This is a genomic window from Microbulbifer epialgicus, assembly GCF_041447265.1.
Classification (GTDB): domain Bacteria; phylum Pseudomonadota; class Gammaproteobacteria; order Pseudomonadales; family Cellvibrionaceae; genus Microbulbifer; species Microbulbifer epialgicus.
Map to the genome: position 1 here is coordinate 1 of NZ_JBGMEK010000038.1, position 24,403 is coordinate 24,403.

The 24,403-nt window shown below is 45.9% G+C and carries 15 protein-coding genes; 8 read left to right on the forward strand and 7 right to left on the reverse strand.

Translation table 11 applies throughout. The features are described from left to right. Positions 1–25: 25 nt before the first annotated feature. Positions 26–1,462, reverse strand: a complete 1,437-nt coding sequence (locus ACCI49_RS15500) for a cation:proton antiporter (protein ID WP_371839984.1) — start codon at positions 1,460–1,462, stop codon at positions 26–28. 405 nt (positions 1,463–1,867) lie between these two features. Here ACCI49_RS15500 and ACCI49_RS15505 point away from each other — a divergent pair, with 405 nt between their 5' ends. Then, positions 1,868–3,121: a tyrosine-type recombinase/integrase gene (locus ACCI49_RS15505; RefSeq protein WP_371839985.1), complete on the forward strand. Its 1,254-nt coding sequence runs from the start codon at positions 1,868–1,870 to the stop codon at positions 3,119–3,121. 317 nt (positions 3,122–3,438) lie between these two features. On the opposite strand, the gene ACCI49_RS15510 is transcribed toward ACCI49_RS15505, so the two are convergent. Continuing rightward, the gene (locus ACCI49_RS15510; protein WP_371839986.1) at positions 3,439–5,073 is read right to left on the reverse strand and encodes a PepSY-associated TM helix domain-containing protein; all 1,635 of its coding nucleotides are present in this window, start codon (positions 5,071–5,073) and stop codon (positions 3,439–3,441) included. 4 nt (positions 5,074–5,077) lie between these two features. Next, positions 5,078–5,668 carry a hypothetical protein gene (locus ACCI49_RS15515; RefSeq protein ID WP_371839987.1) on the reverse strand — a complete coding sequence of 197 codons (591 nt, stop codon included), beginning with the start codon at positions 5,666–5,668 and terminating at the stop codon, positions 5,078–5,080. Positions 5,669–5,889: 221 nt separating this feature from the next. Between ACCI49_RS15515 and ACCI49_RS15520 the strand changes: the two genes are divergently transcribed. Together ACCI49_RS15520 and ACCI49_RS15525 are read left to right on the forward strand one after the other, a co-directional pair. Then, on the forward strand, positions 5,890–7,938 hold the full coding sequence (locus tag ACCI49_RS15520) for a TonB-dependent receptor (RefSeq protein WP_371839988.1): 2,049 nt from the start codon (positions 5,890–5,892) through the stop codon (positions 7,936–7,938). Positions 7,939–8,111: 173 nt separating this feature from the next. After that, positions 8,112–8,306, forward strand: coding sequence for a hypothetical protein (locus ACCI49_RS15525; RefSeq protein WP_371839989.1), 195 nt, complete (start codon positions 8,112–8,114; stop codon positions 8,304–8,306). A 49-nt stretch (positions 8,307–8,355) separates the two neighbouring features. Here ACCI49_RS15525 and dhbA read toward each other — a convergent pair whose 3' ends face one another. From dhbA to ACCI49_RS15545, 4 genes are read right to left on the reverse strand one after another with little or no spacing between them, the layout of a single operon-like run. Further along, positions 8,356–9,102: a 2,3-dihydro-2,3-dihydroxybenzoate dehydrogenase gene (gene dhbA, locus ACCI49_RS15530; protein WP_371839990.1), complete on the reverse strand. Its 747-nt coding sequence runs from the start codon at positions 9,100–9,102 to the stop codon at positions 8,356–8,358. 8 nt (positions 9,103–9,110) lie between these two features. Further along, positions 9,111–9,998, reverse strand: coding sequence for an isochorismatase family protein (locus tag ACCI49_RS15535; protein ID WP_371839991.1), 888 nt, complete (start codon positions 9,996–9,998; stop codon positions 9,111–9,113). Positions 9,999–10,029: 31 nt separating this feature from the next. Then, entirely contained in the window at positions 10,030–11,637 is a 1,608-nt protein-coding gene (locus ACCI49_RS15540; RefSeq protein ID WP_371839992.1) for a (2,3-dihydroxybenzoyl)adenylate synthase, read from the reverse strand. After that, positions 11,637–12,830 (reverse strand): isochorismate synthase, encoded by a 1,194-nt coding sequence (locus ACCI49_RS15545; RefSeq protein ID WP_371839993.1) that lies wholly within the window; start codon positions 12,828–12,830, stop codon positions 11,637–11,639. The genes ACCI49_RS15540 and ACCI49_RS15545 overlap by 1 nt, the downstream gene beginning before the upstream one ends. 525 nt (positions 12,831–13,355) lie before the next feature. Between ACCI49_RS15545 and fes the strand changes: the two genes are divergently transcribed. The 5 genes from fes to ACCI49_RS15570 all read left to right on the forward strand — a co-directional run bounded on the left by fes (position 13,356) and on the right by ACCI49_RS15570 (position 24,392). Next, positions 13,356–14,648 (forward strand): enterochelin esterase, encoded by a 1,293-nt coding sequence (gene fes / locus ACCI49_RS15550; protein WP_371839994.1) that lies wholly within the window; start codon positions 13,356–13,358, stop codon positions 14,646–14,648. A gap of 7 nt (positions 14,649–14,655) precedes the next feature. Beyond that, positions 14,656–14,850, forward strand: a complete 195-nt coding sequence (locus tag ACCI49_RS15555; protein WP_371839995.1) for an MbtH family protein — start codon at positions 14,656–14,658, stop codon at positions 14,848–14,850. A 277-nt stretch (positions 14,851–15,127) separates the two neighbouring features. Then, on the forward strand, positions 15,128–22,348 hold the full coding sequence (locus ACCI49_RS15560; protein ID WP_371839996.1) for a non-ribosomal peptide synthetase: 7,221 nt from the start codon (positions 15,128–15,130) through the stop codon (positions 22,346–22,348). A gap of 17 nt (positions 22,349–22,365) precedes the next feature. Next, the gene (gene entS / locus ACCI49_RS15565; RefSeq protein ID WP_371839997.1) at positions 22,366–23,673 is read left to right on the forward strand and encodes an enterobactin transporter EntS; all 1,308 of its coding nucleotides are present in this window, start codon (positions 22,366–22,368) and stop codon (positions 23,671–23,673) included. 32 nt (positions 23,674–23,705) lie between these two features. After that, complete coding sequence (locus ACCI49_RS15570; protein ID WP_371839998.1) at positions 23,706–24,392, forward strand: 4'-phosphopantetheinyl transferase family protein; 687 nt, start codon at positions 23,706–23,708, stop codon at positions 24,390–24,392. Positions 24,393–24,403 lie beyond the last annotated feature (11 nt).

A 24,403-nucleotide genomic window follows, 5' to 3' on the forward strand; every position in this document is an offset into this window, starting at 1 on the left:
TATAAAACACACTAACTATCAATATTTATCGAATAAGCTCAGTTTTACAACTAAAACTCAACCATAAAATAGCACTCCAATAATTCGTAAATTTATCTCCGAATTTATAGAGATGCCCTACTGTTACAAAGCGATCATAATCCATTTCAATAGCATCATAAGCTATATTGTTAGCCTCAAGTGCGTCTGCGACCATACGGCCGACTTCATCCATCCCGAAGATGACTACTGGAGGTGTGTCAGCCACTGGTGTGATTTCTGATTTTGGTGCGCTAGCAGAAGATCTACTCCAAAGAAATCTTGCAAACTTATTTCCAATTTTGGCAAGTGCTGGAGTTAAAGCTAAGCTCGCAGCAACTCCTGTAATAACAACCCCTGAAGTTTGCTCCCCTAAAGCCACGCGCATTTGCGGTACAGCCAGAATAACAAAAACGAATTCGCTTCCCTGTGCTAAAAGAGAGCCAAGCTGTATTGATCCCGGCAACGACCAACCAAGAGCTTGAGCAGAGATTGATATCAAAATAGCTTTAATTAGAAGAAGAAAAATTATAAATATTATTATATGGAGCCAATATTCAATTAAGATTCTCCAATCTAATGACATGCCAACAGATATAAAGAAAAAGGCAAGGAGTAAATTACGGAAAGGTTTTGCCTCGGTCTGAATAACATGCCGATGGGGTGACTCACTGATCATCATCCCACCAAGAAATGCGCCCAATGTAAGTGAAAGCCCTATAGCTCCAGTACTTGCTGCAGTAGCGATTACAATTAATAATGCTATTGCAGTAAAGATTTCCTCATTCTTTGTCTTAGATACTATGTTAAATAGAGGTTTAATAAAGTATCTACCAAGAATGATTGCAGTTAAAAATCCTATTAAACCTTTGAGAAAGGCAGATGAAATCTCTGATAGTAAGCCAATGTCTGTTGAAGATTGACCTTGATTCTGGATTGTGCTGGCAAAAACCAGAAGAAAAATTGCACATATATCTTGAAATATAAGTACTGCCGTAGCCGTCCTTCCAACCGGGCAGTTCCTTTGTCTTCGCTCGGCTAGGCTTTGTGCTACAACAGCAGTTGATGATAATGCAAGTGCACCACCAAGTAATATTGAATAGATAGGCGGTGTTTGAAAAGATATTGCAATTACAGCAAAGGCGCTTCCGCACAATAAAATTTGTAGAGGCCCCAGAATAAAAATATCCTTGCGAACATCCCAAATATTTGAAAGGGAAAAGTGTATGCCAATGTCAAATAAAAGGAAAACGATACCGAGCTCAGCTAGTAAATGCGTAGTATCACTTTCTGGAATAAGACCTAAAGCGTGCGGACCAGCGATAATACCTGCTATTAGATAACCAACAATTGGACTAAATCGAATAGACCTGGATATTACGATTGATAATATGCCAAGAAGAAGGACTGTGATGACAGGAGTAAGGGCATCTACTTCTTCCATAAATTTCAGTCCGACTACTCTTCTAAATAGCTTATTCTTGATTGTAGGTGACTTATTTTTTTCTTAACTGCCTAACACCTAGTTCTCGGTGCTTGACTTTTAAAGCGTTAGAACTATCGGTCTCTAATATTGAGCTGGGTTGGAATTGGCTATCGTTTTGCTGATTTGGCCCTCTATCTAATTTTAAGTTGCGCGCGTCCCTTCTTTTAAAGTCTAGGTTATTCAATATATTAGTGATCTAGGAAAGATAAGTCGGAATTGAAGGCCTAATACTGGCCGTTAAATTAAGTACTTTAGCTGGCAAAAATTATGATAACCAATTGATTAATAACGGATTTTTATGAATTCTGATTAAGTACTTTATATGGCAGTTCAGCCGCATTCCAACAACAACTCCATATATCTATGTCTGCTTCCAACCAGCCACCAGCACCAATCACTGATAACCTGAGCAATCTTGAGAATCCATTCCGCTGCATCAGCTTTTCAGCTAGCCGTTATCTCAGTAAGCAGATTCCTGGTGCTGATACCGATCTGGAGTTCACGCTTAAGTTTCTTTACAGCTATAACGGCAGCCAGGCAACGTTTAACAGCTACCGCCGTGAACTTGAGCGCTTGCTGCAATGGGCTTGGCGCATTGAAGAAGCTTCAATAATGACTCTGAAGCGCGAACACATTGAGGAGTTTGTGCAGTTTTGCATTGAGCCGTCAATTGCTTGGATAGGAACTAAGAATGTTGCCAGATTAAAAACACAAAATGGCGAGCGCGTTGTGATTGCCGATTGGCGGCCATTCGTAGTCAGTGTGTCCAAAGTTGAGTTTCGTGCTGGCAAGACGGCTTCTCCCAAGGAGTTCCGGCCATCCCAGGCAGCGATCAAATGCATCTTTACTGCATTGTCGTCCTTCTTCGATTTTCTCTATCAAGAAGGCTTGGTTCCAGCCAATCCTGTGGCACTGATTCGCCAGAAAAGTAAGTATGTTCGACGTGAGCAACAAAGCCAGGTTGTACGTCGAATCAGCAACTTGCAGTGGGACTATGTTCTGGAAACTGCTGAGATCATGGCCGAGACATCACCTACTGATCACGAGCGAACTTTATTCATTATGAACGCCCTATTCGCTATGTATTTGCGAATCTCTGAGTTGGTTGCGGGTGAAAGATCGGCACCAGTTATGGGTGATTTCAAGAAAGATCGCGACGGAAACTGGTGGTTTCACGTTACGGGTAAAGGAAACAAGGGCCGGGCAATCACTGTTTGCGACCAAATGCTGAAGGCCTTGAAGCGCTACAGAAATTATTTGCAGCTCCCTGCTCTGCCCAGCATCAATGAGCAGACACCTCTGGTGCACAAGTCCCGTGGCAAGGGACCAGTTACCAGTACCCGACAGGTGCGCCTGATTGTTCAAAACTGCTTTGATGCTGCCCACCAACGGATGGTTGAAGAAGGCTTAGGGGAAGATGCTGAAGATCTCAAGGCTGCCACTGTGCACTGGCTCCGCCATACGGGTATTTCTGAAGATGTGAAGTACCGCCCCCGCGAGCATGTGCGCGATGATGCGGGACATGCAAGTATGGCTACGACCGATCGCTACATTGATTCCGACATGCGGGAACGACATGAAAGTGGACGGAGTAAGCGGGTAAAGGAGGAGCGGTAATACTACCGCCCTGCCCTATAATGAGGCTCGGGAGTCCTTAGCCGGCCTTGCTAGGTTTTCCAGAGTTCTTTGTGGTCTCTCAATAGACTCACGCTTCTCATCGGGAAGGTTTTCCCAGTGCTCCAAAGTATTTCTGTTTCTTCTTTGATTGAATGGTACGAAAAGTTTTGGCCCCAATTAGCTGTGCATACGCCTGATATGCTGTAGCTGCTACTAGCTGCTTTATTAAATACATTCCCTCTAGAAATCACCAAAAATGACTATTGAAATATAAAAATGTATAAAAAAGGGACTCTTTATCGAGTCCCTTTTTGAAATTAACCAGAAGTCTGAGGGCGGCTGGAGGGGAAGGAGTCATGGAATTTCTGATCGGCCTCCAAACTTTGTTGCGCTTCAGCCCAAACACTGTCTTGCTCTATCTGAGCATGCCGTTTCCTAAGACGCACAAGAATCAAGGCAAGGATTAGGCCAATCAGTAACGCACTGAGATCAACTGCCCACACAGCAATAGAGGCATCCCACAAATTCCCTCTCATTAATGAACTCAACGGAATCAGGATTACCGCCAAGCTGGAGAGCAAGAGCAACTGTTTTGCCGCATCGGCAGGGCGGCGCACAAATGCCCACCCCACCCCGAAGAGGAAGCCCGTGTAATAGGTAGCCTTCTGCCAAAAGACGATATCTATTTGCGCATGTGGCAACCACTTCACCGCCAACATACTTGCAGCAATGCCTAAAATCGTACCTAATCCTACTCCTATCGTTAGCTTGGCCATATTGATGGAAGACTTGGTCTGCTGGGGCAACATTCCTTGCGCTCTTTGCTTTTTTCGTCGGGTTTCAACCCAAAGCAAATTTCCGCTAAAAAATATCAGCGCCCCCATAATCCCAAAGACGAAGTACATCCATCGGACAAGCTCCCCGCCAAAACTCCCAAAATGCAACGAGAATATACTAATCACAGTACCACTGTATCCATTCAACTGACTTGGCAGGATACTGCTGTAAGGAATCTCGTTAATATACGGATTTCCCATTGCGTAAGCATACTCTGCTCCTCTCACTAAGTGACCATCTACATAGCCGCCGATTCGCATACTCGGGGAGACCGTATCCAGATTCATATATAGCACTTCTGCCATTCTGAACTCCGACTCCTGCACCCGTACCAAATTCTCCAACTCATCCACAGGAACCAGCTCAGAAAATCCCCGGAGCTCTTGGGGCGGAGGACGTGTGAACATAGGTGAGTCCCCATAGACTACCGTTCTCAGCGCATCGTACAGGGGGTCGTGGAAGGCAAAAACAAACGCTGTAAAAGCAATAATCAAATGAAACGGCAGAGATGAAATACCGAGAACATTGTGGAAATCGAGCCAGTAACGTTTCCGATTTTTTCCTTTGCGTAGAACTAAAAAATCCTTGAACCACGTTGGCAAAAAGATAATCAGACCCGATATCAGCGCCACAAAATAGAGTGCAGACACTACACCTAGCACATAAGTACCAATAGCGTCATGCCCATCACCGCCTGGGATTCCAGCTGTCCGGTGCAGGTGATCAACAAACTCACCGATCGTAGATAGTGAAAAACTTTCTGTAATCAGCTCACCGTTTTCATCGAAGCTGGCATACCAATAAGTAGATTCATGGGTCTCATGATTTTCGATTTCCCAGCTCAGTGGTGCAGCCTGAGGGCCTGCAGCAGGGAATTCGACCAACATTCGCTTCGCCGCTTCCGGGTGCTCCTGTAGTACCCGCTGGATAAGAGCGTTGTAATCCTCTATTGGCACACCGGGCAACGTAGTTTCACTCTGAAGCGCCCACTCATTCAGAGGTCCTTTGAACATTGTCAAAGCGCCAGCTACAAAAGCAATATAAAGAAATAAACCAGCAATAATGCCGGTCCAGGTATGCACGCTTTTATAAGTCTTGATCAATTCCACGCGCATATTTCTATCCCCCAGTTCTTGCTATCAGCAACAAGCTATACATCAACAGATTAAGTCCAAGGTAGATCGCTAACATTCGTTTCACACTAGTAAACAGGTAAACTAGACTTAGACAAGTTAGCCATACAGGCGTTATAAGCCACATAACCAACTGCGTTTTATCATTGACCAAGACATTCCCGGGACCCCACCAAGCAACCAATCCAGCCAAAGCCAAGGCCAGTGGGAAGCCGAGCAACAAAGCACATAAACTTTTTACCCACCAGTGAGGGGTATAGTCTTCCAACCCTTTTTCTATCCGCTTCTTCTTTCTCGCAATCACCTTCCCTGGCTTATCCAACACACTAGTAAACGGCAAAATACCCAGAGCCAACATTAGAAAGCAGATAACAGAAAAAGAGGCAGAAAGCGTAGACAAGGTAAGACGGAATAGGAACCAGGAAGTTACTACCAAAATCAAACTTACCAGTAGAGCAGTGTAAAAAGTCAGGGGCCTTTGCTGACGCCATTGTTGATTAGGGCAGCCCAGATAAAATACTGACGATGCTACAAAAGCGGCAAGCAAGGCTAGCCCAGTAATCAGAGTGGAATACATTTCACAAACATTTCAATTAGATAATGAGAACGGAATCACAGCGAGCAATTGATCAACTGGCTGTGGAGCCAAGCAAGCGATCCCAGCCTCACATAGCTCAATCTATGCTGGAAGTTTATTGTGATAATTCCACCTTTGCAAATAAGAATGATTAGCATTATATTCATCGCGCACCTTTCCTGGGTCGCTCTGACAAATCTAATGTCGCTAGGGATTACATCATGTATATACGCCGTCCGCTCTGCAGCGCCGCTTCACTCGCTGCTCTTACCACTCTAAGTGCTGCCGCATTTGCACAAGGAGAAAGTAACAACGCCCCCCAAACAATGGAAACAGTGATTGTTATTGGTGAAAAAGCAGAGCGATCGCTGAAGGACACCACTTCTTCGGTATCCGTCATCACAGAAGAAACTCTTAACACGATGCAGCACTTAAGTGTCACTGATGCAGTATCCAACATAGCGAACGTAGTGGTGCTATCAGGTGCTGTACCCGACATACGCGGCGTATCCGGTAACGGTTCTGCAACTGGCTTTAACTCGTTCTCGGGTGGGGCCAAGACCCGCGTATCCACTTTGATTGACGGCGTGGCGGAACCTTTTGTGGCTGATCTCACCGGAGATACCGGCATTTGGGACCTGGAGCAAATTGAAGTTTTCCGCGGCCCTCAATCCACCAGTAATGGCCGCAACAGTATTGCCGGCTCTATCTATATCAAAACCAAGGATCCCAGCTTTGACTGGGAAGGTGCTGCACGCGCCGGTTACCGCAATCAGGACGGTTACATTGACACGGCTGGCATGCTGTCCGGACCGCTTGTCGAAGATACTCTTGCTTTTCGTATTACTGCTCAGCAACTTACCGGTGACACCATCACCAATGCCGAAGAGTATGCAGACAACCCCGCAGACTTCGATCTGAATGAGCTAGAAACCCAGCGTCTTAAAGGCAAGCTGCTGTGGACCCCTACTGAAAGGCTGAAGACGCTTTTTAGCGTTTCCACTAACAGCGAAGAAGGGAACACTGGACGTATGTACTATACCTTGACTGGAGTTGAAGACTACGAACCCAATTTCTATCGTGACATGGATACAGAATCCACAACCACCAGTGTTAAAGTGGATTACCAAATTAACGATAATCTCTCTATCGAAGTTCTGGCTGCCTACATGAATTACAAGTGGGGCTTCGACACCTATGAGGAAAGTAGGAGTAGTCAGCAATATGTCCGAATGGATGAGCAAAACACCACGCTCGATGCAAAGCTAAGCTTCGGCCAAACCAGTGAAACACTTCACGGCTTTATTGGCTTTGCTCATTTTGAAAGGGAACAGGACTTTAACAGCAATGGCAGCACCATTTATTTTGGTGATGACGAAAGTACATCAACTTCTATTTACGGTGAAGTTACCTACGCGCTAACTGAACGTCTGAACTTGATCGGCGGTTTGCGAGTAGAGAACGAGGAGCAGAACCGCAACTTTAATCTCTCTAATGATACGCTTATCGCAGGTTTGGAAACTGACGAGACCATCACCCTTCCTAAACTTGTCCTGCAGTATGACTTAACCGAAGACACAGCAGTCTCTGCCAGTGCCCGCAAAGGCTACAACGCCGCCGGAGGCGCACTAAACTTTAGTGCTCGAGATTACTATTACTACGATGAAGAAACAGTTAATACTTACGAGCTCGCAGTACGTAGTTCCCTTGCAAATGGCACCATCAGCCTCAGTGGTAACATATTTTTCAATGATTATTCCGGGTACCAGGCTCTAAGCTCGTCACGTAGAATTGTTAACATGGACGAAGTAGAGAGCTACGGTACAGAACTGGAAGCTATTGCCATGCTGACCCCTCAGTTAGAGTTACGTGCTGGTCTGGGTCTATTGAAAACTGAAATCACTCATGCCGGCGCTGATTATGAAGACGCCGACGGTAATGAACTCAATTCTGCTCCCAATGTCAATGCGAGCCTGGGCACAAAATACTGGTTTAGTGATGCACTGAATGTCGGCTTCTCTGCTAACTATGTGGGTGAATACTATGGAGATTTCACCAACACTGAAGAGAGAGTTGCTGGCGACTACACTCTGGTTCGCCTCAATATCAACTACGAAGTAGAAAATTGGACTGTTTCAGCGTTTGTAAATAACGCGCTTGATGAAGAGGCCTATCTAACACTTGAGCCAGTCAGCATAAGAAACCCAGAAGGCTACGCTGCGATTGTTGACCCCCATAATGTTGGTATGTCAGTCACTTACAATTTCTAAATCCAACTTCTAAATCCGATCTTAATTAGTTTGAGCCCCTACCACAGAGGGGCTTTTCTCAAACACTTCCAAAAAACCCACTCATTTCCACTTCGTAGTTCGTACTTGCAATTGCACCAGAATCTGTATTGTAAAAAGTCGCCAAGATCAAAGCGATTGGCGAGAAGTACGGAGTGAGTAACAAGGCCATAGGGCTGCAATTTGACCTAACCTATCCAGCGGTCGCCGCAGTTATACCTGACGCCAGCAAACCCAGCAGAATCAAAGAAGAAATGGAGGCTTTGGAAACCGATATTCCAGAGGCACTCTGGCAAAAGAACCACGTCAAGAACACCTTGTCGCCGATTCCGCTCCCCTTCCGACCGTGAAGTAAGGTGTAGTACTTTAGCCCTAGTCTGGCAGTTACCTAATTATTAGTTAACTTCCTAGTGTTGCACCACCATCAACAACAATATCCTGCATAGTGATATGTGCAGCCATATCAGAAGCTAAAAACAGAACAGCATTGGCCACATCATTTGTTGACGCAATTTTCTTAAGTGGGATGCCCAGCTTGTACTCGTCGGGGCTTCCAGCAACAGTAGCCTGCTGACAACCTTTATCACCCCAAAGTTCACGTAGCATATTGGTATCAGTAGACCCCGGCGAGACCAAATTACAACGAACGCCGTATTCGGCCAACTCTAAGGCAACGCAATGACTAAGTCCAACCAGCGCAGATTTTGAAGCACAGTATGCTGTCATTCCTAGTCTTGGAACATGGGCCGCATTTGAGGCGATATTCACGATAGCACCTCGACTCAGGCTCTTAAAATGGGGGGTCAATTGTTTCAGCAGGTTAAATGGACCAGTCACATTCACAGACAAACATTCATGCCAATCTGCAAAAGTTAGGTCGGAGATACCTCCAAGGCGGAGTATACCCGCAGCATTAACCAGCACATCTGGCCCAAGATTATCACTAATTAAACCGTCGCAGACTTGGATGACCTGGTCTGAGTTTGTAATATCCAAAGAAACGGTCTGATAACTATAATCACTATTTGGGAAATTAATATCCAAACCAATAACGGTAGCACCATATTGATGAAATAGCTCCGCAGTAGACGCCCCTATTCCACGACCGGCACCCGTAACCCAAACACGCTTTTGTGAAAAACTCACTGAATGGTTCACCCCTTTAAATGCGGATATTTTTGCAGGATTAACTGCCACCAACCGTTAAGTGATGGTGAAACAGCCAGGTCTTCAAAGGTCATGTGAACACCGAGTTTCTGCCACTTCGAGATTAACCCCATCAGTTGAGCAGAGTCTAATCCATAATCAATAAGGTTCTCATCGGCATCAAAGAACTGTGGATCTTCATCGATCAATTCCAGCAACTGCCCGTGTAAAAGTGCTTTGGTAAAAATTTCCTCGGACTTAGAGCCTATCGAAATGACGTTGTTGGTAACCGTTACACTGCCACAGCGAGTAGCCACATACTTAAGCGCCATATGGTGCTCTTCCCTAGAAAAGTCAGCTACGGCATCTGCGACCATGAAGGGCTGTATATCTCGCATAAATGCATCCAGCGCTGTGGTTAAACAACCGATATGGGCATATATCCCGCAAATTACCAGCTGGTCGCGATTGCTGTTTTTCAGAATTTCCTGCAACTCAGAGCGGTAAAATGCACTATAACGCCATTTAACCAATACGATATCGTCACTATCTGGTGTTAATGCAGGGACTACATTTTGTAGGGTTGGGTGCGCCTTGGTAAGCCCCGGCCCCCACATATCATTTAACAGCGCCCTATCCTCAGCACTTTGTTCAGTGGGCTGTGCAGTATAAATAACCGGTACTTTATTTTGCTTAGCCCAATTCCTCAACGCAACGATATTTTTTTCAATACCATTGACCAAACTGCTATTCTCACCAAAGAAGCGAACAAAGTACTGCTGCATATCGTGGATCAGCAGCGCACTTCTGGATGGATCAATCTGCCAGTCTACCTTGTTCACCGGCAGGGAGTTATCCAATGGGAGGGTATAATTATCCAAAGATGGAATCGTCATAAACTCTAAAACCTTCAAATCTTAGTGACGGCTATTTTTTTAACAGCTCGTTACGGAGAGCTCTTTTATCTATTTTGCCTACGGATGTCAGCGGCAGCTTTTTTACAAACTTGAATTTATCTGGAAGTTTGAATTGCGCCACACCTAGATTTCGCAGGTATTTTCTCAGCAGCACTGGACGTAAATTCTCATCACAAGACACAAGGAAAGCACAACTCTTCTCACCCATTAAATCATCTGGCATAGCAACCAGAGCCGCCTGAGAGATCGCCTCATGGTTTAATAGTAAGCTTTCTATTTCTTCAGCCGCTATTTTTTCACCACCTCGATTAATTTGATCTTTCTGCCTTCCAACTACACGAAGATAACCGTTACTACCCAACTGTACTAAATCTCCAGTAATATAGAAGCCATCCTTATCGAATGCCAACTCGTTGTGTTCAGGGCTTTTGTAATAACCTCTTGTAGTGTAAGGGCCCCGCGTTAGAAGCAGACCGGTTTCCCCAGCTGCAACTGGGTTTTCAGTATCATCGACAACCCTTACTTCGTCATCAGGGCACATGGGGTAACCCTGGGTGCAAAAAACCAAAGAGTCCTCGTCATCAAGGCGAGTGAAATTAACTAATCCCTCTGCCATACCAAAAACCTGTTGTAACTGACAGCCCAACTCTCCGGGTACTCGTCTAGCTACGCTTTCCGCAAAGCTAGCACCACCAACCTGCATTAATGACAATGTAGAAAGCTTTTCTCTATGATCTGGAGCCGCTTTTAGCCAAAGAGATACCGCAGGCGGAACCAATGCAACCATATTGACTTCATGCTGAGCAACCAAGTTAAAGCAATTCATTGGCTCGGGTTCTGGAGCAGTAATAACGGTCCCGGCGCTATCGAACACACCAAGTGCACCTGGTGAACTCAAAGAAAAATTATGTGCTGCAGGAAGTGCACACAAAAAACGGGTGTGCGGACCTAATCCACATATTTCTGCACTCCGGCGCACACTATACAGATAGTCATTATGGGTACGTGGAATCAATTTTGGGGTAGCCGTACTACCACCCGATAGCTGAAAGAAAGCCACTTCTCCCGGTGGAGTTGGTTGCAATTCATCGGAGTGCCCCTGCGAGTCTAGGTACTCAGCCAGTGAATCTGCATAATCGCAGTCGCCAGAGATTAAAACATATTCCAGATTGGGGACTTTCCGGTTTAAATCTTCAAGGAAGTCATCGCTGGCAAACAGTGGGTGTGAAGCTGAGGCGATAATCAAAGATGGATGCAGCTGCTCAGCATAGGAAATCAACTCCAAACGCTGATGGCTGAATAAGGCGTTAACAGACACCACACCAGCTTTCAGCAGCGCAAAAAATACAATATAAAACTCAGCAATATTTGGCAACTGTACCAGAGCAGTATCATAGGGTTTCAATCCCTTAGCCTGCAGCGATCGCGCTAGATTATCAGACAATCTGTCCATGTCTGCGTAGGTGAAATTTCTTTCACCGCAAATTATCGCCGTTGCATTTGGAGACTTCTCACAAGACCTTTTTAATATATCGGTTAGAGGCTTGTCTTCCCAATAGCCGAGATTCCTATAGCGGATGGCCTCCGATTCTGGCCAGGGCGTGAATTCGATAGGCATTATAGTGCTTCCTGCTGCTCTATTCCCAATGCTTTGAGCATGGTTCCAAGTTTTGCACCAGTCTCCAACCACTCTGACTCAGGACAGGAATCCTTAACGATTCCCGCTCCTGCAAATAATTGAATTTGATTTCCACTTACGGTTCCACAGCGTATGGTTACTACCCATTCACCGTTGCCCTCAGCGTCACACCAACCGACCATCCCTGTGAATAAACCCCGATCAAAAGACTCCACTAAGCGAATTAAATTACGAGCGTCCTTGGTGGGAAATCCACACACAGCGGGTGTTGGATGGAGCTGGCAGGCAAGTTCCAAAGCTGACATTTTCGGATTTTTCAACTGACCATTGATTAGAGTAGATAGATGCCACATTGCTGGCGTACTGATCAAGTCAGGTGTTGAAGGAATACTAAGGGTTTCACAGTAGGGTGTGAGAACCTGACGAATCTCATCAACAACCACACGATGCTCATAGCTATCCTTGGATGAGGTGAGCAGAGACTCACCGACAGCTCTATCAAGGTCTGCATTATTTTGACGTTTGGCTGAGCCAGCTAAAGGGTTCGAGACAAGCTCCACGCCTATTTTTCTTATTAATAATTCCGGGCTGGACCCAATTAATTCCTGCGTTCCCTGAATGGGAATACGAAAATGATACCCTGCTGGGTTTTGAATAATCAATCTGGATAAAATTTCATCAACAGAAACTTGCTCGGCGAGCTCTATATTGAGAACGCGGGAAAGAACGGCTTTTTGTAACTCACTATGCTGAAAATTTGCGATAGCTTGGGCCACAGACTGTTTGAAGCGCCACTCATCAGGAACACTCTGTATCCTTTCAACACGGGAGGCACAAGCACTTTGACTAACCAAGGACGAGACCATATCACTACGATAAAAAAATTCGCACTCGAGAGGAATAAATAATCTTGATGGCTGAGTCAGGTCAAAAGGCACAGCGCCGACTACAACGGGATTTTGAATTCCTCTATCCTTTGCTTTGGAAAAAGCCAACTGCACCGAGTCGAGAAATAATTTTCTTCTGTCACTTGAGTCCGGCGCCACTGGTTGATTTATCTCGGTAAAGACCCCCTTACCTCTTAAGCTTCTATAAGAGGATGTGAATAGGAAATCAGCAGAATCGGGAACAGATAAACGGCCAGATTCGAAATCCGGGTTCGGGAAGAGCATAACTGTCACTCCATTGAGCATGCAAATGAGAATGACTATCATTATAATTCAAAAAAAGAGAGTTTGTCAATTGGTGCAATCAAAATTTGAGAGACTTTCTCAATATTTTTAGAAAGATAGGTGACAGATCCAATTCCAATTTAATTTTGGGCGCCACATGCACTTCATGTGAAATTAAAAAATAATTTTATAACCTCTTAAGCTTCAACCAATAATTAAAAATATTTTTGTAACCGACTGACTACACATCGCTTACCACCAAGGCGACCTCACTCTAATAAGACACATCTAAAGAATAAGAACTTTTTTACTATTTTTTGAATCAACCCTCACAAGACGCAAATGATAATAATTTTTATTTACATCTGATATCCCCTTGGGGTAGCCTATCGGCAAGATATTACTGCTTCTTGAAAAAATAGAATCTGGAACACGACCCGGTACAAAGTCCGCAGCCATGTTCCGGTGTAAAAAACAAGGAACGTCATGACCCCTGTCATGCACTCAAAGATAATTCCTCTTCACATGCCCAAGCTATGTGAGGTGGGCAGTGCATCATGGTGGTCGGAGGTGAAGAGACTTGGACTGCCATTACTCAGTGAATGCCCTTCAGATGAGACAAGTATTAATCTCACATTTTTGTGGAGAGATCCGAATGGTAGTGAATTTCACTCGCCCATCAAGCGAGTCTATATCGATATTAATTGTGTAACTGATCACCACACTTTTTCACCTCCATCACTGAAAAGACTTCCCGGTACCGACGTTTGGCACTGGCAGATGGAAGTAGAAAAAAACTGGAGAGGCAGTTATCGACTGATCCCCACGACGGGAGAATGGGTAGGCACTCAAAGGGAAAAGGAACTCAGTCCCAATGAAGACAAACATCTGATGCAGCGTCACTGGTGGCGCAGCCTGCTTAAGGCAGCCATACCAGACCCTTTGAATCGGCAAGCTCCTAATATCGGGCAATGGGGTAGAAAATTTTCAGCAGTCCACTTACCAGACGCTCCAATGCAAAGCTCGTGGCAAAAATACGATCTAAAACTTAAGTCACAAGAATCTGAGGGCAGCTTTTCAGGTAAATTAAAGGAGTCCATCTGGCAAAGTACATCATTGAAAGTGAGTCGCCGAATCTGGACCTATACCAGTGGCGAAGCGCCTAACCCCGAGCAGCGCCCACTTATAATTCTTCTGGATGGTGACAGGTGGGCAAAAGAAATGCCTATTTTTTCTGTTTTGGAAGAACAGACACATTCTGGAAATCTACCTCCGGCACTTTACCTTTTAATCGACCCTATTAATGGACATCAACGGGAACGGGACCTGACTTGTAGCGAAAAATTCTGGTTGGCTGTTCAGCAAGAGCTTATCCCCCAGGTTAAAAAAGAGATGCCCCACACTACTAATCCAGCACATACAGTTATTGCAGGGCAAAGTTATGGTGGTTTGGCAGCATTGTATGCAGGCCTGAATTGGCCTACAAGATTTGGCTGTATTCTCAGCCAGTCGGGCTCATTTTGGTGGCCCAACATTGGATTGATACGAAAAGGGAATCAGAGTAATGCAACGGGATGGCTTACTAAATGTGTAATCCAGGATAAATTTTCCCCATCTGGCTTGAGGATTTTCCAGCAGGTTGGCACCAGGGAAAATAAGCTAAGCGCAGTCAATGCTCAGCTTAAGGATATTCTTATAAGCAAGCATTTTGATGTCGAATATCAAAACTTTATTGGTGGCCATGACACCCTTTGTTGGCGAGACGGGTTGATCAAAGGCATATCATACTTATTGAAAAATTTTAGCTATCAGGATTAGAGTTATCATGCAATCAGAATATCAAAACCCCTTTGATGATGAGAGCCATCAGTTCTTTGTATTAACTAATGAGCTCAACCAGCATAGCTTGTGGCCGGCGTTCGCAAGCATCCCTGAGGGATGGAAGTCAGTTTATGGCCCCCATGCACGGGGATTATGCGTGGAGTATGTCGAAAAGAACTGGAAAAGCTTGGATCACTAGTATTAGCTACCTAGTGAGCAGATAACTTTCATTTGAAAGCTACCCTGAATAAACAAAGCAACGTTCTCTTAATCCCCTTTTTTCGGCGGCTAAAGGATTAACCGCTGCTGGGTAAACTCTAGCGAAACCCACTTGAAAATAATGTAAAAGTATATAGCCATTCTGTTTTCATAATACAGTGGGCCCTGGCCAAATAGTTAAGGACGAGCTATATGGCCACATCTTTTTCCCACCTCGGCAATGTGCAAACTCAATAGGTTTAAAAAGGATTGTTACTGTGCAAGAAGAAAGCTCCTCGATTTCTGCAAGTAAAATTAGTAATAACACATACCCATTGGTGGGTCCCCAAGTTGGAATCTGGCTGGCTGATCAATTAGCTTCGAGCAGCAACGTTTTTGCTGTTGCACAATTTGTAGAAATAAAGGGTCCTATTAATATGGATCTGCTGGCTCAAGCGATACATGTAGGCCTAAGTGAAGCGGATACTATTCATAGTAAATATCGGCAAGAGGAGTTTGGGCCAGTCCAACAGCTAAAACCAACACCTGCCCCTGAGTCCCTATGTGCTGTGGATATTATTCAGATCAAAGATACAGATGACCCTATTGAGTCCGCAAAAAGCATTATGCTCAATGATCTCCAGGGTGACCTAAGAGCAGATAGTAGTACACGTTTATACAAGCATATTATTTTTCAGCTTCCACAAAATAACAAAAGTGTTCAATTCCTTTGGTACCAGCGTTACCATCACCTGATGGTGGACGGATTTAGTTTTACTGCCCTGACGAAAAGAATTACAGCAATCTACAATACCTTATGTAAAGCGGAGCCTGTATCAAAGTCGCCGTTCACACCATTCGCCGATGTCATCGACGAATACCTCGGTTATGCTGAATCTAACAAATATCAGCAAGATCGTGAGTTTTGGAAAAACTATACCAAGGATTTAAGAACTCCCTTAACTCTTTCCAATAAGACTACTGGAGCTCTGGCAGATACAAATAACCTGGTACACCGTAAAAATTTCTCGGTCGACCGCAATATACTGGAAGAGCTCCTTCACCATCCGAAAGCAGAGAAGCTTTCCTTAGTCGATTTGTCCACGGCTATGATTTTTATTTACTTGTACAGGATGTGTGATAGTGAAAAAGTTGCCGTTGGCTATCCGTTTATGCGTCGCATGGGTTCTACAGCCCTTAGCGCTACTGGACCGGTAGCTAATGTATTGCCTCTACAGCTTGAAATCAGCCAGGAACAGAGCCTATTCGATATAGCCCGCAGTCTATCCAAGGAATTACGTAAAATTCGAAGGCATCAACGCTATGAGGCAGAACAGCTACAGCGCGATCTAGGTTTGGTGGGGTCTCATGGCCGCCTGTATGGTCCAACCATTAACTGTAAAATCTTCGATTATTCTTTGAATTTTAATGGGGTTCCAGGGGTCACCCATCAAATCGCCACCGGTCCGATCGAAGATATTGAGTTTTCTCTCTATTTTCACCAAGAGACCATTATCATAGAGCTGGCTGCCAATGCTCATCGTTACAGTAAGAAAGAGTTAGAACTTCACGAGCACAGAATTAACGATCTATTTGCCCAGATTCACTACAAAAACGAATTATTCGCCCGTGATTTTTCCCTGACTCCCACAAAAGAACAAAACTTAATTGAAAGGTGGGCAAAGGGAACTGAAATTGCCAATACCGAACAGTATGCAAGTGTGTTGGATATATTTTCTCAGCAAGTCCAATCTCATGGTGGGGATACGGCCATTGCTTTTAAGGGGCAAACCATTTCATTTGAAGAACTGTCACAAAAAGCAATTCAAATTTGCCTCATCTTACAGGAAGCTAACGTTGTTGCTGGTGATATTGTCGCAGTAGCCTTGCCGAGATCTATTGACTCTATTACTTCGATTCTCGCCGCTTTCTACGTTGGTGCCACTTATCTACCCTTGGATCTAACCCATCCTGACGATCGCATTGCCGTTATGTGCGAAGATGCGCAACCTACTCAGGTGATTACTCTTTCCAACCAGGCCCATCGACTGCCTGCGTGGGTTTCGAAGCTGCAACTAGATACGGCTACCATGCCCTCTGTTCAACAATTAAATTTCAAACCGGCGATTCTAACCGAAGAGCAGCGCGCCTATATTTTTTATACCTCAGGGTCCACGGGTAAACCCAAAGGCGTCATGGTGCCTCACGGAGCACTTCTGAACTTGGCCCTAGCGTTACAGCAAGAAATTTTCCAGAATGCGATTAATTGCACTTTGAGTAAGCGCTTAAAAGTAGCCTTAACTGGATCATTTTCATTTGATACTTCATGGGATCCCATATTGCTATTACTCCTAGGCCACGAGTTACACTTGTTTGACGATGATGCCAAGCGGGATGTATATGGGTTAATCGATTCCATCCGCTCACTGGAGATTGATACTCTCGCTGTCGCGCCTTCCTTGGCTACTCAACTAATGGAAGCCGGGTTAATGGATGAGGGTCATCATCACCCAATCTTAATGGATATTTGTGGTGAAGCAGTGTCTCCAGCTTTATGGTCAGAACTACAACGCTATCCCAAACTGCAGGCCCACAATATCTATGGGCCAACAGAATTCACAGTCTATGCGACCAGTGCACAGGCCTCACCTGGATCAGCTGAACCCGTTATTGGTCGCCCCCTCGCTAATACCGAGGTTTACGTTTTGGATAAGCTTTTGCGCCCAGTACCTATAGGTGTAGCTGGCGAGCTCTATCTCGCTGGTGGCAACATGGCCATCGGTTACCTGCGCCGTCCAGAAACTACTGCCTGCCGATTTGTAGCCAACCCCTATCGCCGTGGTGAAGTGATGTACCTAACAGGTGACTTAGTCCGCTGGGGTACCCATGGGGAACTAGAATTTATTGGTCGATGTGATAACCAGGTTAAAGTCCGTGGATTCAGGGTGGAGCTAGGTGATGTTGAAGCGGCCTTCTCATCACTAGCTGAAACAAAAGAAGTGGCGGTTATTGCCAAGCCAATTGCTACAGGTAACCAGTTACTGGCTTATTGCACTTTAAAAATACCCGCCCAAGGTAATCAGCAGGAGATTCAGTCAAGACTGCTGCACCAATTGAGGGACCAACTTCCTGATTATATGGTGCCTACTAGCCTGACTATCCTCGAAAAATTCCCCCTAACTGTTAGCGGTAAACTCAATAAAAAAGCGCTTCCTATACCGACTATACCGGCGCATAAAAATTCTAGGCCGGCAAAAAATTCTAAGGAACAAGTTGTCTGCAACGCTGTAGCCATAACGCTAGATTTACACAGCGTTGGCGTCGAGGATGATTTTTTTCAAATGGGCGGCGATAGCATATCTGCGATGCGTCTCTGTACACTGATGCGCAAATCTGGGTATGACCTCAGGCCAAAAGAAGTATTCCAATATCGCTCACCGGAACAGATTGCGCTGAACCTAAATACCGCAATTCAAGCAAAGTCGCAGCCACTAAAAACCATGCAAGTACCGCGGGCCGAGGCCGAAAAGAAATACGGTCCACTTTCTGCTGTTCTACCCGTGCTGCCACTACAGGAGGGCTTGCTGTTCCAAACTCAATTGGGTAACGAGGAAAATTCCTACAGTTTTACCACCAAGCTTGAGCTCAGTGGAAAGCTGGATATCGCACGGCTGCGCAGGGCTCTGAACTCATTATTACTAAAACACCCTCAGTTGAGCGTTTTATTCGACTGTGAAATCTGGGAAAAACCACTTCAGTTGATTCCCCACACCACTGGCGATACGGCCACTCCCCCTCACTGGCCACTCACCGAAGTTGACTTGAGCGAATTCCCCGCGGAACAACAACAAGCATTGATATTGAATCTGGAGCTACAACAAGCCAGCCTGCATTTTGATATCGGGACGCATGCAGAGACTCGCACTCCACTGCTGCATGCACACTTGATAAAAACTGCGGCTGATTATTTCTCGCTCCTAATTACTGCACACCACCTAATCATTGACGGCTGGTCTACGCCCATCCTCTTACAGGATCTTTTTGAGGCCTATCGAACAGATAATGAGGAAAATTCAGAAGTCTCCAACCTCTATAACCCTGTGGTCATGGAGATGATAGGCAGAGATCAGAAAAATACCCGAGAACACTGGCAAAAACTCCTACTAGGAGTCACTCCGACTCTAGCCTTCGCGGAGAGCAGTGACAAAGAAACCGTTCACGAAATAGAAATCCCTCTGTGTGAACACCTGTACACACGATTAAAAAAATTATGTCAACAGGAAGGCCTCACCTTCAATACTGTTATTCAAGGAGTATGGGGTGCCTTATTGGGTTCTTTAACAGGTCGAAATGATGTGGTATTTGGCAGTCCGGTATCCGGTCGCTCCAGTGCCATCGAAGGCATAGATGAAGTCGTTGGACTATTCAGTAATACGCTACCTGTTCGAGTCCAATTAGAGCCACAACAGCCATTAATAAAGCAGTTACAGTCGTTACAGGACCAACAAATAGCACTGTTTGATCACGATGGGATTGGCTTGGGGGAGATTCAGCGTATTGCCGGTACCGATACCCTGTTCGATACCTTGTTGGTCGTTGAAAATTATCCGGCAGATCAGATGCTTCTCGCGCAAAATCACGGCGGTATACACCTAAATACGGTTAAAAACCGTGGTTTTACCCACTATCCCCTAACTATTTTAGTGCTGCCCGATAAAAGCCCCAGAATTCTATTTGAGTACCGTGACGCAGTAGTTAACGCCAAATCCCTGGCGTATCAATTTATTAACCTACTCACCCAGCTTGCAGAGACCCCAGAGCAACCTTTGGTTGCTATGTCCTTGCAAACTAGTGATGAACAAAAGCTACTGGAAAAAGTTAACGATACAAAACGGGACGTGGCTCCTTCTACGTTGCGTGATCTCTTAGCCAGGCAAGTGCAACGCACGCCCACTGAAAAAGCACTAAGCGATGAAAATACCTCCTTCAACTATCAAGATATGCGACAACAGGTTCGTAATATTGCAGCTCATCTCAATACAAACCACGTTGGAGCTGGTGATATCGTGGCGGTTGCGATTGAGCGCAGTGTAGGGCTGAGCCTTTCTTTACAAGCTGTAATTGAAGCCGGTGCGGCTTACCTACCGCTGGATATCAGTTATCCCAACGAACGCTTGGCATTGATGCTAGAAGACGCAAATCCCAAGCTTATTCTCGCAGGGGCTAATCAACTGCAACGTTTTGGGGAGAAATCCCCCATACACTGCTCTTCACCCGTGCTGGTCATAGAAAACCTTCTTGAAGAAGAGCCCTCTACTAAAGTGGTTGCTGCAGAGATTTGCCCAGAGGACCCTGCTTACCTTATTTACACATCAGGATCTACCGGCCGCCCCAAAGGAGTATTGGTTTCCCATAAAGCAATCGTTAACCGTCTTCTTTGGATGCAGGGAGAATATAAGCTGCAAACGGGTGATGTTGTACTACAAAAAACGCCATCCAGTTTCGATGTCTCTGTGTGGGAATTCTTTTGGCCCTTAATACATGGGGCCGAACTGGTGATGGCACCACCTGAGACACACAGGGACCCAGAACAATTACTCGAGATCATCTCTCGGTACCAGGTAACAACCATTCACTTTGTTCCTTCAATGCTAGCCGCCATGGTGGATTACCTCCACAATCATCCCTCTGCAGAATCGAAAGCAAGCTCACTGCGCCGGGTATTTTGTAGTGGTGAGGCCCTTTCAAAAGAACTGGCTACTGCGTATTCACATTACTTCGAGGCGCCGTTACATAATTTATACGGCCCCACCGAGGCCGCTGTCGATGTCACCTACTGTCCCGCCAACCCTGGCCTAGGTAAAGGCACGGGGATTCCTATTGGCAAGCCTGTATGGAATACGCAGTTGAGAGTCCTCGATCAATTTTTGCGACCTGTAGGCATTGGTGTTCCGGGTGAGCTCTACCTGAGCGGACAACAACTCGCAATGGGTTATCTCAATCGACACAGCCTGACCGCTGGACGTTTTGTTGCGGATCCCCATGCCATTGGTGAAAGAATGTATCGCACCGGAGACATAGTCCGATGGCTTGACGACGGCAATGTTGAGTACCTAGGGCGCAGCGACGATCAGGTTAAAATTCGTGGCCTACGTATTGAAATCGGTGAAATTGAAAAAGCCCTAGTAGCTCTCCCACAAGTTAGGCAAGCAGCAGTCCATGCCCGTGCGCTCAATCGAGGCAATACCACAGGGGATAACCGCCAACTAGTGGGCTATGTGATCCTGGATAATCCATTAAATACCCTGAATACTTTGCGACCACTACTGGACCAACTGATAAAAACCCTACCAGCCTACATGGTGCCTTCCACACTGGTCGCGGTAGATTCATTCCCGCTCAGCGCAAGCGGCAAACTCGACCGAAAAGCACTTCCAAATCCGGAAAGTGAGCACTCTGATTCAGGACGCGCTCCCTGTGAAGGGGCCGAACAGATTATTGCAAATGCATTCTGCAAACTTCTGAATTTAAAATCTGTCACTGCCGAAGGTAATTTCTTTGAGCTCGGCGGACATTCCCTGTTAGCAATGAGACTGGCAGTAGAATTGCGTCAGGCCCTGGCACTACCAGTAAGCGTGGGCCAAATTATGGTTTCACCCACCGTAGAAGGCTTGGCTTCAGTGCTCACTGACGAAAGCCTGCGTATGGCCCCTGATAAAGCTGGTTTTGGTAATGTTTTGCCAATCAGGGCGGGTCGTGGTACGCCCCTATTCTGCATTAATCCCGGTTCAGGTTTCTCTTGGCAATATACCGGCTTTCCCAAGTACCTTGCAGGCAGCTGGCCGATTACCGGCTTACAATCCCCCAGACCCAATGGCCCGGTAGCGATCAGCGAGAGCATGGAGGAAGCGGTGGATTACTATCTACAAACTCTCCTCAGCGAGCAGCCCGAAGGCCCCTATCACCTGATGGGTTATTCCTTCGGCGGTACTGTCGCTATTGCACTGGCATCCAAGCTATCAGCACTCGGCCACAAAGTGGCGTTTGTGGGCCTGTTTGATACTTACCCACCTGAAGGCCAGGAGTGGAAACGACCCACCGAAGACGAGGCCCGAGAAGAGGTGGAAAGGGAGAAACAGCAATTCTTGAGTGCTGCTGAGGGGGAGTTTGCCGATGAGGCTACTCTTGAAGAACAGACAAAAATGTTCAACGACATCGTCGCAAATTACGATGATGCAGTGCGCCTACTCTCCAAGGCCTATACCCAACCTTACTCTGGTAAGGTGCAACTTTTTGTTGCGGAAAAAACATTGCCGAATGGTTGGGATGTAGAGAAGAGTTGGGCTCCATTCCTCAGTGAAATGCATCAACACCGTTTACCTTTTGCCCACGATGATATTCTCTCACCCTCCTCTCTTAAAGTTCTGGGGCCATTACTTAACAGCGTTTTGGCCAAGGTGCCCACATTAACCAAACAAACTGAAAAAGTAGATCCCTAAGAGGTTGTAACACTCCCATGAATCGTTCACTGTTTATGAGATTTGACTTGCTCAAAAGCAACGCAAGCTTCCGTATGATCTTTATTGCCAGGATGATATCGATTATCTCCCTGGGGATGCTAACAGTAGCGGTACCAGTGCAGGTCCATGCGATGACCGGCTCAACCTTACAGGTTGGTGTCATTATGGCCCTTGAAGGTGTCGCCATGTTTATTGGCCTACTTTGGGGTGGCGTTCTCGCTGATCGCCACAATCGGCGCACTTTAATTTTAATCGGCCGCTCAGGCTGCGGGTTGGGTTTTGCCGCTCTGGCTGTAAACTGCTTTTTCGCAACGCCATCACTGATAGCCTTGTATGTATTGTCTATTTGGAGTGGCTTGTTTGGCGCAATTGGTATTACTGCATTGATGGCTTCGATCCCATCAATCGTTGGCAAAGAAAATCTTGCCTCAGCCAATGCCCTGGGCATGCTTACCGTTCGTATCGGCACGGTTATCTCACCGGCAATTGGCGGTCTGATTATTGCCGCAACAGATATCAGCTGGAACTACACCGCAGCATCAGCGGGAACCTTCGCTACTTTGATTCCGCTCACCCGTTTGCCTTCAATGGCACCAGGTAAGCAGCCTGGCAAGCAACCCTTAAAGGCGCTTGCCGAAGGTATCTCTTTTTTATTCAAGCATAAAATTGTTGGCAGTGCGGTAGCTGTGGGCACGTTGGATTCACTCGGAAAAGGTATACGAGTATTGTTTCCAGCCATGGTCACCCTCTCCTTTGGAGGCGGTGCTTTCGAGATTGGCCTGATGTATTCGGCAGTGCCCCTCGGTGCAATGCTTGGCGCATTAACAAGTGGCTGGGCGCCTCAACTGCAGCGTCCCGGTATGGTTTTGTTGCTCACCTGTACCCTGTCTTTCATTGCCCTTGCTGGTCTTACCCTGGCCAATCATCTCTATTTCGCTCTGTTTGCACTAGTAGCATACGGATATCTGGGGGCAATCAGCTCGCTGATCCAGATTACCCTGGTACAGAGTCATACTCCCAACCAGCTACAAGGGCGAGTCAACAGCCTTTGGGCTGCACAGAATGTTTCCGGGGATACCTTCGGCGCAATGGGGTTTGGCATTCTCGGTAAGCTGTTTGCTCCAATGTCTGGCACTTTCTATTTTGCTGCAGCAGCGGCTGGCATTACGGTCGCTATGTCCCTGGGGTTCACCAGTTTGAAAAGCGCAGGGTTTATAAGGCGTAAACCACAGAAGCCTACGCCGCCCCCAGCGAATAATGCTCCACAACAGCAAAAAATAGATACCGAAGCAACTACATCATGATCCACACAACTATTTGCACTACTGATAGCCCGGTGTTCTCTTTTCTCGGGGGGTATCAACTTATCGAGTCAGAACATTTTTCTGGCTGTTTGGTAGAAAGTACTTTTAATCTGGAGAACTATAGTGATCAACTATTCTCCCAGCTGAATATTCTCTTTCCCAGCCAGCTCGGAAAGGCGGTTATTTCACGGCGTGCCGAGTTTCTCGCAGGGAGATGTTGTGCCCACTTTGCATTGAGCCAACTGGGCATGCCAGGAACTAAAATTCCTATCGGCACTAATCGCTGCCCAGTATGGCCTGATGGTATTCAAGCTTCGATCACCCACACTGCTCATCGGGCGCTCTGCGCTGCCAGTAAACAGTCACATGGGCTCGGAATTGATTTCGAGGTAACGATGGCTCATCAAACGGCCAGCGAAATAAAACCAAATGTGGTGAGCAGTAGGGAGGCGAGTGTACTTTTAAAAAGTGGACTTCCTTTAGAGAAGTGGCTGACTATCGCATTTTCAGCTAAGGAAAGCCTGTTCAAAGCACTATATCCAGCGGTAGGTAAATATTTTGACTTCCTGGATGCTGAGATCATTGCAATGCTCCCAGAACAGCAAAAAGTAAAATTTAAAATTCTACGAGATCTCTCTTCCAGAGTCCCCAGTGGAAGTACCTTTACGGGTGCTTATCAACCACATCAAAACGGTATATTGAGTATCGTTGAGTATTAGTAAATTCTTCT